The 15,513-nt window shown below is 36.8% G+C and carries 13 protein-coding genes; 1 reads left to right on the top strand and 12 read right to left on the bottom strand.

Features of this window, described 5'->3' with window-relative positions:
- Nucleotides 1-143 precede the first annotated feature (143 nt).
- Entirely contained in the window at nt 144-1,541 is a 1,398-nt protein-coding gene (locus tag FCI53_RS16315) for a glycoside-pentoside-hexuronide (GPH):cation symporter (protein WP_138420110.1), read from the bottom strand.
- A gap of 169 nt (nt 1,542-1,710) precedes the next feature.
- Between FCI53_RS16315 and FCI53_RS16310 the strand changes: the two genes are divergently transcribed.
- Nucleotides 1,711-2,919 carry an AraC family transcriptional regulator gene (locus FCI53_RS16310; RefSeq protein WP_138420109.1) on the top strand — a complete coding sequence of 403 codons (1,209 nt, stop codon included), beginning with the start codon at nt 1,711-1,713 and terminating at the stop codon, nt 2,917-2,919.
- A 699-nt stretch (nt 2,920-3,618) separates the two neighbouring features.
- Here the strand turns inward: FCI53_RS16310 and larE are convergent.
- The 11 genes from larE to FCI53_RS16260 all read right to left on the bottom strand — a co-directional run bounded on the left by larE (nt 3,619) and on the right by FCI53_RS16260 (nt 15,446).
- Entirely contained in the window at nt 3,619-4,452 is an 834-nt protein-coding gene (gene larE / locus FCI53_RS16305) for an ATP-dependent sacrificial sulfur transferase LarE (RefSeq protein WP_138420108.1), read from the bottom strand.
- A gap of 381 nt (nt 4,453-4,833) precedes the next feature.
- A complete protein-coding gene (locus tag FCI53_RS16300) occupies nt 4,834-6,114 on the bottom strand; it encodes a TRAP transporter large permease (RefSeq protein ID WP_138420107.1) in 1,281 nt (426 codons plus the stop codon).
- 4 nt (nt 6,115-6,118) lie between these two features.
- Nucleotides 6,119-6,616 carry a TRAP transporter small permease gene (locus tag FCI53_RS16295; protein ID WP_138420106.1) on the bottom strand — a complete coding sequence of 166 codons (498 nt, stop codon included), beginning with the start codon at nt 6,614-6,616 and terminating at the stop codon, nt 6,119-6,121.
- Between the two features lie 62 nt (nt 6,617-6,678).
- Nucleotides 6,679-7,734, bottom strand: a complete 1,056-nt coding sequence (locus FCI53_RS16290; protein ID WP_138420105.1) for a TRAP transporter substrate-binding protein — start codon at nt 7,732-7,734, stop codon at nt 6,679-6,681.
- A 142-nt stretch (nt 7,735-7,876) separates the two neighbouring features.
- On the bottom strand, nt 7,877-10,576 hold the full coding sequence (locus FCI53_RS16285) for an S-layer homology domain-containing protein (RefSeq protein ID WP_138420104.1): 2,700 nt from the start codon (nt 10,574-10,576) through the stop codon (nt 7,877-7,879).
- A 556-nt stretch (nt 10,577-11,132) separates the two neighbouring features.
- Nucleotides 11,133-11,363 carry a hypothetical protein gene (locus tag FCI53_RS21950; protein ID WP_246050135.1) on the bottom strand — a complete coding sequence of 77 codons (231 nt, stop codon included), beginning with the start codon at nt 11,361-11,363 and terminating at the stop codon, nt 11,133-11,135.
- Nucleotides 11,347-11,868 carry a DUF4982 domain-containing protein gene (locus FCI53_RS16280; RefSeq protein ID WP_246050134.1) on the bottom strand — a complete coding sequence of 174 codons (522 nt, stop codon included), beginning with the start codon at nt 11,866-11,868 and terminating at the stop codon, nt 11,347-11,349. The genes FCI53_RS21950 and FCI53_RS16280 overlap by 17 nt, the downstream gene beginning before the upstream one ends.
- Nucleotides 11,869-12,155: 287 nt before the next feature.
- Nucleotides 12,156-12,401: a hypothetical protein gene (locus FCI53_RS16275; RefSeq protein WP_138420103.1), complete on the bottom strand. Its 246-nt coding sequence runs from the start codon at nt 12,399-12,401 to the stop codon at nt 12,156-12,158.
- A 127-nt stretch (nt 12,402-12,528) separates the two neighbouring features.
- Complete coding sequence (larC2, locus tag FCI53_RS16270) at nt 12,529-13,011, bottom strand: nickel pincer cofactor biosynthesis protein LarC2 (protein WP_138420102.1); 483 nt, start codon at nt 13,009-13,011, stop codon at nt 12,529-12,531.
- Nucleotides 13,012-13,038: 27 nt separating this feature from the next.
- Nucleotides 13,039-13,779 (bottom strand): nickel pincer cofactor biosynthesis protein LarB, encoded by a 741-nt coding sequence (gene larB, locus FCI53_RS16265; protein WP_138420101.1) that lies wholly within the window; start codon nt 13,777-13,779, stop codon nt 13,039-13,041.
- A 233-nt stretch (nt 13,780-14,012) separates the two neighbouring features.
- Complete coding sequence (locus FCI53_RS16260) at nt 14,013-15,446, bottom strand: MFS transporter (RefSeq protein ID WP_138420100.1); 1,434 nt, start codon at nt 15,444-15,446, stop codon at nt 14,013-14,015.
- Nucleotides 15,447-15,513: the final 67 nt, after the last annotated feature.

Raw genomic sequence — 15,513 nt, 5'->3', positions numbered from 1 at the left:
TAAATCTAGTCTACTCTTCTCTTGTTTTAATCCTTTCAAACTTTTATTATAGCATAGAAAAAAGAGCAGATGAGCTTTCCCCAACTGCCCTTTCTTATGAATTTTTCTCTTATTTACATTGGATTTATTTCTATAGGATGAGCTTACGATTTTGATAAGTCTTCGGTAATCTTAGCAAAGGTTTGATCATCTAATTTATAACCAAACTTAAAGATAAAGAAACAGATCACTCCGGAGACAGCAGGTAATAATACCATCATTGCTTTTATCCCTATTAATGTGTCTGGTGTTTGCATAACATTCGGGACATAACCAATTAATGTAAGTCCCATACCAGCTGCCCAACCTGCTACTGCTTGTGACAACTTACGCATAAAGCTATACATGGAATAAGTCGTACCTTCTTGGCGGACACCAGTCTTCCACTCCCCATAGTCAATGACATCGGAAACAAACGCCCATACAAGTGTATTAGGGATCATAATTCCTAGCATTCCTAAACAAGCAAAGATAATAAATGTCATTGTATTTGTTGGTAGGAAAAACAATAGACTATAAAATACAACACTCACAAGAAAACCTATTAATGTAAGTTTCTTTTTACCAAATATGGCTGTTAACTTAGGAATGATCATAATGAAAGCAATCGTAAGTCCCATGTTTACGACGTTATAGACTGCAAACATTGATTCATTTTGCAAATTATATTTAAAGAAATATAAGCCAACCGATTGATTAAGTAACAATGATAAAAGGGTAAAGAAGGACATTAGCGATAAAGCGAGAAACGGTCCATTCTTTAACGTTCTTGTAATCATGCTGAATGATAGTTTATCAGGACTACTTCCTTGTACTGGTCGAATTCTTTCTCTCGTATTTCTATACGTTAAATAATAGAAGGTTAATGCAATGATACCGATCATGGCCATAACTGCCGGATAACCAATTTTCTGTGTTGGGAACAAGTTCACAATCGGAACTACTAATGAACCAACAACAAACAAACCAATCATGGATCCTAAACCACGAAATGATGCTAGTGAGGATCTCTCCACAGAATCTCTTGTCATCACAGATGCTAACGATCCATACGGAATATTGATAAAGGTATAGGCCATCCCAAATAAAATATATGTCACATACGCATACACTAATTTACCGCTTTCAGATAAATCAGGTGTAATAAACATAACAACTGAAATAATGACTAACGGAATTCCAGCCCAGCGTAAATATGGTCGAAATTTTCCTTTAGGATTCCCTTGGTTAAATCGGTCAACAACTGCTCCCATTACAGGGTCATTAATTGCATCCCAAATTCGTGCCACTAAAAATAATATACCTACTGCGCCTGCGGTAATGCCAAACACATCGGTGTAAAACACTAATAGGTAAGTGGTTACCATCGAAAATGTTAAATTATTCGCTGCATCACCTAAACCATAGGATAACTTTTCTTTAAAATCTAGTTTATCAGCTGTTTTCTTACCTTCGTATTCGTTTTCAAAAGATGGTTGTTCTTGGATAGTTTCCGTTTCCATTTTATGCTCCTCCTCTATTGCAATCGATTCCAATATTCATTATAATAAAAAAATAAACGTTTTCATAAGGACTTTTAAAACATTAGAAGGACAAATATAACATATTTGATCATTTCTATTAAAATTCGACAATAATCTATTATTATTTTACTAAAAGGGGGAATCTTTCATGGAACAGTCTAATATCGTTTCTGCTGCAGTACACCTTAACATTTTAACAGAACTAAATATATATGTTTTAGATCCTAAAGGAGACTTCATTTATCAACACGCTCCGATGAAAATTCCTCCTTTTATGCCAGGGGCTAATGAAGCAGATATTATATACTTTTTTAATGAAATGCAATTATATGAAAATCGACACCAGTTGTATGCTTTTGCCAATGAATGGGGATTGAATTATTTAAGTTATACCTTTGAAAAAGGAGAAACTTACACCGTCGTAATTGGACCTTATTTGGAGTTGACATCAGATATTTACCGTTTGGCGAGAAGGTATAACCTTAATAATCATGAAAGAGAAGAATTGAAAACATTTTGTAATCAAATACAGGTATTAAACCCTGAAAAAATAAACAGTTTATCAAGCATCCTACAATTATTTGATCGATTTGCTGTTGTAGAAACCTTACCTACTACCATTACTGCTGACGGAAATGAACTTAACAATAATTTGAAAGCACATTCACAGACTGATGATGATGCCGAGATTATTAATATGCGCTATAAAATTGAAACGTCACTCATTCATGCCGTCGAGCAAGGGAACAAATCCAAAGCCAAAGTATTATTCCATTCAAACAATGGTTTGTTTGCTTTTTCTGAACGTTTGCCAAATCAGCCTTTACGTAGACATAAAAATTTAAATGTTATTTTAAATTCATTACTCCGTTCAGCAGCAGTACGAAAACAAGTACCACCAGTGTTAATCCATCGCATATCAGAGCAATTCGCATACAAAATAGAACGAGCGAACCAGCTCATTAAATTACAAAATAATATCGACCAAATGATTGAATCGTATTGCGATCTAATCATCACTAACTCTCTTAACAGCTATTCGACAATGACCAAAAAAGTCATCGAACACCTCATGTCTTTCTATGATAGACGAGTAGATAAAAATGAGTTAGCAGCACTTTGCAATACTCACCCGAACCACTTATCAAGAAAATTCAAACAAGAAACGAACAAAACCATTATTGGCTATCAACAGATGATTCGGATTGACAAAGCAAAGCATTTATTAAAAAATGAAAGCCTATCCATTGAAGAAATCGCTTGGTTAATTGGTTATGAGGATTCCTCTTATTTTTCGAGGGTGTTTAAGAAAGAAACCGGATTCACCCCTTCGCTATATAAAGAGGCTGGTGTTTAGTATTAAGTAGTTCCTGCATATAAGCTGTATTATGCGACATAACCTATTAGTTTGCTTTCTACTATTCTGGCTGGAATAAGTGTTATACCATCGCTACGGCAGAATACTCCGCTTTCCATGGGCACGGCCTCAGCTAACTTGGTAAAGAAAACCACTTTACCAAGTGGATCTTCACCTCGTGCTGTTCCCATAGGAGTCTCCGTACTCTGCCTTCGCTGATATAAGATTTCTTATTAGTGATAGATGTAATACTATAAATTAAAAATAAAGAATTTACTGTAAGGTTATGTTGCAACATGCTAATAAACATAAAAAGATATAGTATATGATTTTATTAAGCAAAGCACTAAAAAACTTCAGAGTATCGAAAAAAGCGGAGGAAATACACCGAAGACTCCTGCGGGACTAATGGCCTCGATGAGACCCCGCAGTGGGACGAACGAGGAGGCTCATCAGCCACCCGCGGAAAGCGTAGGTGTATTTCCAAAGCGCCGTAAAGCACTAACCTTATTAAGAATGAATATGTGCAGTTATGTCGTATAATACAGCAAATACGCAATCAACTAGAACATTATTTATGTAGGTACACTTTTCCTTTCTATCCATAAACAGGAAATTTTAAATCAAAACTACTTTCCTGAACAACAAAAAGCGTAATCACCAAAAAGGTAATTACGCTTTACGACTTATAGACTTTAACTAGCTAACTTCTGTCTCAAGTGTTTGCTCAGGTAATACTTCATTCATACTTCCTGTACGATACCCTTGTAGATCCACTGTCACATAACTAAACCCTAAAGCAATAAGTTTTGCTTGAATATCGTCTTTATACTTCAACAACGCTGTCATTTCATCTGGAGTGACTTCAATTCGTGCCATATTGTTATGGTAGCGAACACGTACCATGTCAAACCCAAGCTTTGCAATATACTGCTCAGCTTGATCGACTTGATTAATTTTTTGCATATCAAGTTCTGTTCCATATGGAATTCTTGAAGCTAAACTACATGATGCAGGTTTATTCCAAACCGGAAGGCCAAGCTCTTGAGACAACGCACGAATTTCCTCTTTGTATAGGTTGGCTTCCTGTAGGACACTTCGAATGCCTGCTTCTGTTCTAGCTCGCAATCCTGGGCGAAAATCGTCGACATCATCCATAATCATGCCATCCAACACATGGGAGTATCCAAAATCGTTCGCTAAATCTGTTAAATGGGTATATAGTAACTTCTTACTGTGATACCAACTTTCAGGATTATTCGCTACAATTTCGGGACATTCTAACTCTTTTATCTCCGTCTTATATACACGAACTCCCATATCCTCTGCTAACTGAACGGCTTTAGTAAACTCTTGTTCCCGGAACAATTCAGATGCCACTACAACAGCTAAAACTTGGTCACCCAATTCCTGTTGTGCACGTTTTAACACATAAGTGCTGTCGACACCACCAGAGAAAGCAACCATTACACGGTCCATCCCTGAAAGAATTTCTCCTAGTTGGCGATCCTTCTTAATAACTGTGTTATTCATGTCCACTCGCCTCACTTTCTTTTATATAACTACTGAAAGCTTTAGACAACTGTAAATAAAAAGCTTCAAGTCTATTGCAACCCCTTACTTATAAGGGTAATGTCCATTTATCAAACTGTCAATATAACTGTAAAAAAGACCACTATACTAACCATAGCAGTTATCTAATGAATTTTAGCTTAATTATAATAGTATAATTTTATTGTATTAAAAAACGCACTATTTAATTAGGATTATTATCACATTTTCAGCACTATAATAACATGGCATTTCTATTAACCTTGCCAATCTTTTTCTGTAATTGAATAAAACATCAAAAAGGTACTCAACTTTTTAACACAATGTGAGTACCCCCTATTTTGTATAATGTTATTAAAAGTGTCAGTTAACTAATAAATCTGGTAAAAACGATACGACACTTGGTACAAAAGCAACTATTAAAAGCACAACAATCATTGCACCATAAAAAGGTAACAGGGTCTTTGATGCTTTTTCAATCGGCAACCGGCCTATCGCGGAACCAACAAATAATACCGTCCCTACCGGTGGTGTAATTAAACCAATAGACAAACATAGGATTAGGAGAACACCAAAGTGTACTGGGTCAATACCTACACTTGTCGCAACCGGTAATAAAATTGGAGTAGCAATTAAAATAAGTGGTGCCATATCCATAATTGTTCCTAGCAATAATAGTATCACTATAATCATAAGTATGGTGACGATATCATTCGGAGATATACTAATTAGCCCTTCAGATACCATAGCTGGTACTTTTAATAAGGCTAACATCCACCCAAATGCAGAAGAGGTTGCAATTAAAAATAGTACCATCGATAACGTTTTAAATGTTCGCTGTAAAATAACACCCATTCTTGATATCGGAATATCCCTATAAACAAAAAATGTAATAATAAATGCATAAAGTGTACCAATCGCAGCTGATTCCGTAGCTGTAAAGAAACCACTTACAATTCCGCCAATAATAATAACTGCTGTAAATAAACCTAGTAAACCTTCCCCTACAATCTTAGGGATTTCCTCTTTTTTTATCGGTTCACCCTTTGGATAATTTCTTTTCGTTGCAATAATGTAAGTAATGACCATTAATGCTAGCCCAAGAATCAGTCCTGGGAGAAGTCCACCCATGAATAACGCACCAACTGAAACCCCACCAGCAGCAGTTGAATAAATAATCATATTATGACTCGGAGGAATCATTACCCCTTGTGCCGAACTAGAAACCGTTACCGATACAGCATAATCTGCATCATACCCTTGTTTTTTCATCATTGGAATTAAGACGGAACCAACAGATGATGTATCGGCTACCGCTGATCCTGAAATACCTCCAAAAAATGTACTGGCCAATACGTTAACCATCGCAAGGCCACCTCTAACCTTACCGATGATGACATTAGAAAGATTAATCAAACGACGTGAAATTCCACCTTCATTCATAATCTCTCCAGCAAGTACAAAGAAAGGGATCGCTAATAAAGAGAAGGAGTTCAGTCCCCCTACCATTCGCTGTAAGATGGCAGCAGGTTCAATTTCTAAATAAATCCCTGTCGCTAACGAAGAGATTAATAGGGTTAATGCAATTGGGACTCTTAATAGAAGTAATAGAATAAAGGTTCCTAATAATATTAATACATCCATGTCGTCACTCCTCACCCACGCCGTCTAGTTTCTGATGCATGCCTTTTATAAACAATAGTTCTATGCCGTTTAAAGTAATAAATATACCTGCTAAAGGAATCGAAACATACAAAACGCTTGATGGTACGCCTAACCCCGAAATATTTGAACCACCCATTAACACAGTAAATTGCCATCCGTAATAGATCATTAGTACCCCAGAACCAATAACTAAAAGTTTGGCTAAATAATCGCAAATATCTTGAATTTTTTCGGGAAATAAATTAACAACTATTCCTACACCAATATGGAGCTTTTCTTTAAACCCATAAGCAATTCCTAAAAAGCTGATCCACACTAATAATAATTTAGACAAAGGCGTTGCCCAGGATGGAGTGGCATCTAAAAGCTGCCTTGAAAATACTTGATAAATAACAACGATTACCATAATTGTAAGTAATGTTAAGGCAGTTACTAACATGAACTGATCAATACCACTCTTTATTCTCTTTAAGGTCTTCATGATTGCACCTCCAATAAACGAAAGGGGAGTGTTATGCCCCCACTCCCCGCTTCCGTTATCTATTATTCTGTTAGCTTTTCAATCCACTCGCTATACTGATCACCATACTTTTCATACACTGGATCTACAGCGTCTCTCCATTCTGAAACATCATCTAATTCTAAAAGTTCACTTCCCGCTTCCTCAACAGCTGTTCTTGCTTCTTCTGTTAGCTCCGCCCATGCCTCGCGTTGAACAGGTACAGATTCCATTGCCGCTTCTTGGAATGCTTGCTTATCTTCATCACTCAAACTATCCCATAGTTTTTGTGAACTTAACAGTACTTCTGGAACTCCTTGGTAACCATTAACTGTGAAGTATGGCGCTACCTCATAATGGTTTGAAGTGTAATAACTTGGGAAATTATTTTCTCCACCCTCAATTACTCCTGTTTGAAGAGCAGAATATACTTCACCATATTCCATTGGCTCTGCAGATCCACCCAATGCTTCTACAATATCGATGGCTAGATCAGAGTTTTGCACTCGAATACCAAGTCCTTCCATATCTTCTGGTGATTCAAGAGGCCTTTCTGTATTATAGAAAGATCTAGTACCAGAGTCATAGAATGCAAGTCCTTTAAGATTGGATCCATCAAATGTTCCTAGAAGTTCTTGACCAACTTCCCCATTGAGCTTCTCCCACTTGGTTTCTTCATCTTCAAATAAGTATGGCATGGATAAAACACCTAAGTCCTCATTAAATTCAGTTAAAGGAACTGCGTTTACTCTTGTTAAATCAATAGAGCCTAATTGTACTTGCTCAATCACTTGTGTTTCTTCTCCAAGCTGTCCCCCAGCATAAACCTCAATTTCATAACGACCATCTGTTTTTTCTTCTACTAATCTAGCAAATTCTTTTGCACCTATTGTTGTTGGATAATCTTCTGGTTGGTTCTCTGCTAATTTTAATACAGTAGTTTCTGTTGCTGCCTCTTCATTTGACCCCTGCTCTTCGGATGTGTTTTCACTATCTCCAGTATCCTCGGAACTGGTCTGTTCGCCAGATCCTCCACATGCAGCTAATAAAAGAACGAATATAAACATAACACTAATTAGAGATAACGCTTTCTTATTCATGTTTTCTCCCCCTTATCCAAGTTATTTTGTTTGGCAAACAAATTATTACCATAGGGTTATTATAATTGTAAACGCTTTACTTTTCAAGTGTACTTTTTTTAATATTTAAAATTTTGCGCTAAGTCGCCTTCACTACGTACACCTATTTTACCAATGATAGATATTCAGCGATAACTTTGGCCATTTGTCCACGTGTTGCTTTACCATTTGGTTCAAATTCTTGATTGGCATCACCATCAAAGATTCCTGCTTGATAGACTGCCTCAATCGCATGTTTTAAACTATCATTCATTTCTTCTACATCTTTAAAATCGGAAATATTTTTTGAATGATCAAAAACGGACTGATCTACCTCTACATAATCCATCACACGATTAAACATTACCGCTATTTCTGTACGCGTTATTTTTTCCTGTGGTTCAAACTTTCCTTGTTTATTCCCTTTAATAATGCCGGCATTTATAGCAGCCATTAATTCCCCATTTTGATTATACCATTCATCACCTGTAACATCCGCGAAACGATCATCATATCTGACACCTTCGAGACCTAAAGCACGAACTAATTGAACGGTAAATTCAGCTCTTGTCACTTCTTGGTCTGGCTTAAATGTGCCATCACCAAATCCGTTAATAATACCCGCTGAAGCGAGTGTTTTGATATAGGATTTCGCCCAACTTTTTCCAATATCGGAAAACGGCAATTCATCCCCATCTTGATAAGAAAGGCCAAAGTTATATGCATATGCATCACCATTTGCATTCACATAAGCAAAGGACGGGTCTTCATCATAACTAGGAATATCACCAATTTCGGCATCAACAGCGTCCATACTTGCTGGAAGCGCAAATGGAAGTTTACCCGTAGGATTATATTTCCCACGAATGACATCCAATACCGCCTCAGGCTTCGTTCCGAATGTTCCTACTAATGCAGTCGTATTTGGTTCAATCTCATCTAATACCCATTGGTTCGTGAAATTAACCGAAGTAATCGTTGGTACTTTCTTCTGAATTTCGACAATTCGATCAACATTTTCAATACCAGTTACTTCATCAACCATAATATGTGGGTTATTATCCCAATTAGACTGAACCGGTTTAACCGAAATAAAGGCATGAGTTGCTTCGTTCAAATCATCGACTACAGTAATAGCATTATCATACGCCTTAATTTGATTTCTTATTGTCTCCGTAGCATTGCCTTCTTCGTCACTTTCAAATGCTTCCACGTAAAGTTTAACATCTTCTATCTTTTCATCTGTTAATGGTAACAATTTATCACCATTTACTTCATCATTACGTAATAAAACAACTGACTTTTGATGTGCTTCATAGGCAAGATCATGTGCTTCTTGATCTGCAACAACATCAATTGCATGTTGTGGATCTACATATGGATCTTCAAATAAACCTAAGTTCATCATCTCTTTTAATAAAAAGGATACCGATTCATTTACTACCTCTTCCGTAAGTAGACCTTCTTCCACCGCTTGAATTAATAGAGAAGGATCATCGTTTCCTGACATAATATCTGTCCCTGCGTGAATAGCTTTAGCAACTCTTTCATGAGCTTCTAATGCTTCTGCCCCCCAAGCATTGTTTCCAACAGCACCAGTATCCGAATTAACATATCCCTTAAAACCAAGTCCATCACGTAAGAAACCAAGAATACCATCGTTTAATGTAAATCCAATTTCTTCAAACTGTTGTGTTTGTTTATACCATTCTAAACCTTGATCTGCACTAACATTACTTGGGTAGGCATAATAAGGCATTACAGATGACACACCTGCTTCAACTGCTCTTTCGAATGGTGGTATATGATATTTTAGTAAACTACCTTCTGTTGGGTATGGATTAAAATTACCATTTTCAAAGTGTGGATCAGTACCATCATCACGAGCTCCCCCACCTGGGAAGTGTTTTACTGTAATGGCTACACCATCTGATGTTAGTTCATCACCTTGAAATCCTTTTACGATATTGTAAATCATATCCCCTGCTACTTCAGGATTTTCACCAAAGGTATCTTCAATTCTTGCCCATAATGGGTCAGTACCGATATCGGCTGTATAGCCATAAATTTTTCGAATACCTGCAGCTCTCCACTCTTTTGCTGCTAATTCGGCGAATTCTTTAACCTTTTCTGCATCACCATCTGCTGAGAAACCTAAAGGTCCTGGCCAATACGTATGTTGCCCTTCTGCTTCACCGATATTTGTGTAATCTGTTGATGCATGGTTTCGTGGATTGGACGTAATGACAACTGGAATCCCTAATGGCTGTTCTTCCGCTAGCTTTTGTAACTGGTTATTATAGTTTGCTACCAATCCTAAATTTGGTGTTTGACGAAAGATCACATAACGCATGTCTTTATCGACAATCATTGGATCATTGTCTTCTACATACACACCATTTTCTCTATCCTCAATCATTTGATGTGTATTAATCAGCATTAAGCCAGATTTTTGTTCAATAGACATACGCTCAACTAAGTCTGCCACACGTTCGTCTACAGGCAACCTCCAGTCTTCATACGGATCTAAATCACCATCTGCATTTGCATCTCTAAACTTTTTCCCCTCAACAGTTAGCAATAACTCTTCTTTAGCTACTTCAATCTCTGGTTGGCCATCAGCTTTTGGCACCTTAAAGGTATCTACCTCACCAACATCAGAATACGGAATAACATTAAAGTCTTGCTCCGCATACCCCAAGTCTTCGTTTTCTGCTGCCCCTACTTGTGCCAACGGAATTACTAATGACAACGCAAGCGTACTTGCTACCACTTTGTTCCGCAGTTTAGATGACTTTTTAATTTGTTTTAATACAGAAGCCATATTCTTCCTCCCACTTCCCTAGTTTTTTAAAGCGTTTTTAATATTTTACTAAACTTGGTTGATCGAGCTTGTTCACCCCTTTCCTCAACCGACTTCTCAATATATAACATTAACCCAATCTAATGGGATAACGCTTTCAATTTTATATGTAATAAATAAATCTTTGGATGGTATGACTGTATCTATGTGAGGATAATTATTACTTGCAGGTGCTTAATTGTCGAATGTTTGTGGTGATTCCTATCCATATTAGGGTTGTAATACAATATGTCATGTCTAATTCGTTCCATTTAATTTGTTCGCCAAACAAATTAAATCCATGTATTCATCTTAACTGAAAACGCTTTAATTTTCAATAGTTAATTTGGATTTATATGGAAATAATTTGAATTGAAACATTTCTATGTGAAAAGAAGTTTTGGGGAAAATGATAGTTGACTATAAAGAAGAGGAGCACATTAGAGTATATTTGAGATATAAAAGGAACGAGGACTCGACATAAAGATATAGTGAATCCTCATCCCGCTAAATAATAGATATGACTTAATTAGGCTGCTTATTTCTTAACCTTCGTCAATTCCTTATTCAGTGCATACAACATTTTCTCATTAAATTGGTCTGGTGCAATTTGGGCTAAATCTTCTACAACAAACCCTTTTAGCATTCCAAACATTGGGTGGTCTTCCACACCTGGTAAATATTCATCGATCACTGCTTTTGTTTCTTCATTAGCTAGCAAGTCTTTAAACGTTTCACGTGTTGAATAAACATCATCCGTAATCGTCAATTCTTCTACTTCCACATCCTCTAAAATCAGGCATTTCAAACCAGTTGTCAACAGGTCCTCCACCTTGATCAGGACATTCATAACTAGGGTTTGGTTCTTTCACCTTATTAAATCGTGCTACATCCTCATACGTATCGGTACCATCTGTTGCCACTGCATGGACTTGATTCCAACCATCTTGAAGTGCTACACCTTCAAAAGTAAAAATGCGGTCAGATCCTGTTTGTGTCGCAACTTTGTTACCATCTACAAATAGGCTTACTTCATCACAATTAGAGTATACTTTTACATTAATTTGATCCTCAGAACGATCAACAAATCGTTTGCTCGCAATGTGAACAAATTTTTCATCCGACCAATGCGCTTTATACATATAGAAAGCATCTTTCTTCACCTTACGATCATAGGTGACTAATCCTTTATTATTTCTACCTTTTACGCCACCTTCATCTCGAATATTGGCACCAAAGTCAAACATATTCCATACATATTTCTTTCTTGTCATAACTGTTTGTTTGCAAACTATTTTTATCCTTTTGAAAGTGTTTACATTTTAAGTGTAATAGATTCTTTATGTTTTATTTAGGATTATTTAAACATTTCGATTACTAAAATAACATTTGCTAATCTATAAGCTCTCTTTTCTAAAGAATGATGTTAATGAACACAAGCTGTATTATGTGCAGTAACATTTATAATAGTTTTTTAATTGTTGTTTTGTCATGATAACGTGTATTTAGATTTTTCTCGATAGCACGACGTATTTATAGTCTTTTCGTACATTATCCAGCACTAATTCTCTAGATGCTGCGTATTTAGGGCCTTTTCACGCATTATCCTGCGCTTTTTCTCTAGATCCTGCGCATTTAAGACTTTTTCATGCATTATCCAGCGCTTTTTCTCTAGATCCTGCGTATTTAGGGCCTTTTCACGCATTATCCTGCGCTTTTTCTTTAGATCCTGCGTATTTAAGACTTTTTCACGCATTATCCAGCGCTTTTTCTCTAGATCCTGCGCATTTAAGACTTTTTCACGCATTATCCAGCGCTTTTCCCTTGATTCCGTGTATTTTGCACATAATACAGCTAATGCACAGTAAAAAGCAACATCATTGTTTACGTATTGTCCAATAATAAAAAGGAGCTCCAGTCGAACTCCTTTTTCTCTAGTTACTCTTTCTATTTTCAGCTAATGCTTGCCAAACTTGTTCATATACCTTTTTTAAAGGCACATTCATTCGCTTGGCAATCTCTTTACAATCTTCAAATTCAGGTGAACTTTGGAAGACCTCTCCATTTGAAATCCCTTGCTTAACGGTAACTGCTCCCCAGTCTGTTTGCACCTTTTTAAAATTGCGTTCCATTCGATGAACGGTCAAAGGATAATAACGAATTCCCAATGTCGTTGTCTCTCGCAGCAAAATTTCTTTCATTTTTTCCATACTCGTTTTACTACATAATAACTGTAGCAAAATACCTGGTCTATTTTTTTTCATATAAATAGGCGTATAGAAAACGTCATTAGCGCCGGCTTCAAACAGGACATCCATGACATACCCTAGCCACTCTCCCGAAATATCATCCAGGTTTACTTCCATTTTCACCATTTGACCATCAATGTGTTCTTCATTAGGTGGATGAGGAACCATATGTACACTCCTCTCTAACTCAGACTACTACTCATTTGCTAGACGATGGATTAACGCTGCATTGTACGCTCCACCAAACCCATTATCAATATTGACGACACTAATTCCAGACGCACAAGAATTTAACATCGTTAAAAGAGCGGATAACCCTTGAAAATTCGCACCATACCCAACACTTGTCGGAACAGCCATGACTGGATGGGAGACAAGTCCACCTACAACGCTAGGGAGTGCCCCTTCCATTCCTGCAACAACAACAGATACGGTTGCATTTTGAATCTCTTCTATATTATCAAGTAGACGGTGAATTCCTGCTACACCAACATCATAAAAGCGACGAACGTCACATCCTAAGGCTTCAGCAGTAATAGCCGCCTCTTCTGCCACAGGTAAATCCGAAGTACCTGCACACACAATTGCTATGTATCCCGACTGTTTGCTTTGTTCCTCTACATCTTGCTTCCAGAATAGTACCCGTGCTTGCTCATTATAAGTAAACTGTGTATATTGTTTACGGATCTGCTCCGCTTTTTCCTTTGTCACTCTAGTTATTAATACATTATTTTTCTTGGAAGCCATTGCATTTATAATTGATAATAGATGTTCGACTGACTTACCTTCTCCATAAATAACTTCTGGGAATCCTTGTCTCTTTTCACGATGATGATCCACTTTTGCAAATCCTAAATTTTCATAGGTCGCTAACTTTTCCTTTGCTTCTGTCACACTCAGTTTTCCTTCTTGTACTTGTTTTAAAATATCATCCATATTTTTGCCTCACTTTGTTGTTTTGACTAGATTATCTAGTTTTTGTACAATTTACTATTTATATCTTTTCCTATTGTAAATGAAAAATAAGCTTATTTGTAGTTGGGGACTTTCTTTACATTTGTAGTTAGGTGGAGTAGATAGAAACTACGACGTAACAAACAACAAAGGGCCTGCCTCCTCATGATTCATGAGAGAGGCAAACCCTTTCATTTCAAATCCAAACTCCCCGTTTATTCGTTATCTAATTTTTCCTCTCGCTTTTGAGCTAAGTCAGTAGCAAGTTGGTTTGTTCGCTTTTTGTTTAGCGGGTATGCAAACACTACGAGTAAAAATACTATAATATAGATAACCCCTGGTACAAGTGTTGCAACCGCATAAATACCATCTTTTACCGCTTCAGTTTGTGTGGAAGCACCTTCGTTATATCCGATTAATGCTAGCGCATAACCACCAAGACCACCAGCGAACGCTTGGCCTACTTTTCTTGCAAATGAATATACTGCATAAACTGTCCCATCTTCACGTTCTCCAGTTAAATATTCTTGGTAATCAATCGCATCTGTAACAAACGCCCAAATAATTAAATTAAATAGTGCGAAACCTAATAAACCAATACCATTTAAGATTAAGAACATTGTAAGTGAAATATTAGGTATGAAGTAGAGAACTATATAGAAGGTCCCTGCAAATAACATACCGGACGCGGCCATTTCCTTTTTACCAAATCTACCTACTAATGGTTTTAATGTTGGCATCATAAGGAATACTGCAGCACCTTGAAGGACACCGAATATACTCATAGTTGATGCGCTTCCAAAGTAATCTTTAAATAGATAGACATTAATTGTACCTACTAATAACATACACATCATAAACAATAGAGAAGCTAATAAAATGGAGATTAACGGTCTATTCTTCAGCAGTGCTTTAAACGTTTTACCAAGGCTATTCCCTTCACCTGGCTTCGTATCAGGATTTTGGATTCTTTCTCTTGATAACTTCACACATCCCATAAAACAAGCAAGCGCTAAAATACTAAAGACTACAGCAGTCATGAACATACGATTTGCAGATAGTTCATTATCGACGAATACGATTAATGGTGCAAGCGCGTTAATAAATAAGTTAGCCGCCATTGCCCCCATTGTTCTCCAACCTGACAATTGTGTACGGTGAACAGCATCATCTGATATAACTGCTGCCATGGAACCATAAGGTATATTAACGGTAGTATATAACATCCCCCATAAAATATAGGTTACATAAGCATAAGCTAAATAAAATCCGTCTCCCATACCAGGAATATAAGTGAACAGTAACACACTTGATATGACTAGTGGAAATGACATTCGGAAGATCCAAGGTCTGAACTTACCCATTGAAGTTGTTTTTCTTGAATCGATAAATCTTCCCCATAACACGTCCGTAACCGCATCCCATAATCGTGCAACTAAAAACAGTGTACCTACCGCACCTGCACTAACACCAAAAACATCGGTATAATACACCATTAGGAAAGCACTTACAAGAATGAACGAAAAGTCATTACCAAAATCGCCTAATAAATACCCTACTTTATCTTTCAAACCAAACGGACGAATGTTATTTCCTCCTCCATTTGGTGGTACCATTGCTTCTTGATTGTTTGCTGTTGTCTGGCTCATGCTAATCCCTCCATTTTCAAAGAAGTTTCTACACCTTCAAAAAGTTATTCCATATAATTCCTAATTA

It is taken from the genome of Aquibacillus sediminis (assembly GCF_005870085.1).
Taxonomy (GTDB): domain Bacteria; phylum Bacillota; class Bacilli; order Bacillales; family Amphibacillaceae; genus Aquibacillus_E; species Aquibacillus_E sediminis.
This window is presented reverse-complemented; position numbering and strand designations above follow the sequence as displayed.

Coding starts and splice junctions, on each gene's coding strand:
- larC2 (WP_138420102.1), bottom strand. CDS start 13,011: ATGGTTCCTCATCCACCTAATGAAGAACACATTGATGGTCAAATGGTG.
- FCI53_RS16290 (WP_138420105.1), bottom strand. CDS start 7,734: ATGAATAAGAAAGCGTTATCTCTAATTAGTGTTATGTTTATATTCGTT.
- FCI53_RS16275 (WP_138420103.1), bottom strand. CDS start 12,401: ATGCGTGAAAAAGTCTTAAATGCGCAGGATCTAGAGAAAAAGCGCTGG.
- larE (WP_138420108.1), bottom strand. CDS start 4,452: ATGAATAACACAGTTATTAAGAAGGATCGCCAACTAGGAGAAATTCTT.
- FCI53_RS16280 (WP_246050134.1), bottom strand. CDS start 11,868: ATGACAAGAAAGAAATATGTATGGAATATGTTTGACTTTGGTGCCAAT.
- FCI53_RS16295 (WP_138420106.1), bottom strand. CDS start 6,616: ATGAAGACCTTAAAGAGAATAAAGAGTGGTATTGATCAGTTCATGTTA.
- FCI53_RS16300 (WP_138420107.1), bottom strand. CDS start 6,114: ATGGATGTATTAATATTATTAGGAACCTTTATTCTATTACTTCTATTA.
- FCI53_RS16310 (WP_138420109.1), top strand. CDS start 1,711: ATGGAACAGTCTAATATCGTTTCTGCTGCAGTACACCTTAACATTTTA.
- FCI53_RS16315 (WP_138420110.1), bottom strand. CDS start 1,541: ATGGAAACGGAAACTATCCAAGAACAACCATCTTTTGAAAACGAATAC.
- FCI53_RS16285 (WP_138420104.1), bottom strand. CDS start 10,576: ATGGCTTCTGTATTAAAACAAATTAAAAAGTCATCTAAACTGCGGAAC.
- FCI53_RS16260 (WP_138420100.1), bottom strand. CDS start 15,446: ATGAGCCAGACAACAGCAAACAATCAAGAAGCAATGGTACCACCAAAT.
- larB (WP_138420101.1), bottom strand. CDS start 13,779: ATGGATGATATTTTAAAACAAGTACAAGAAGGAAAACTGAGTGTGACA.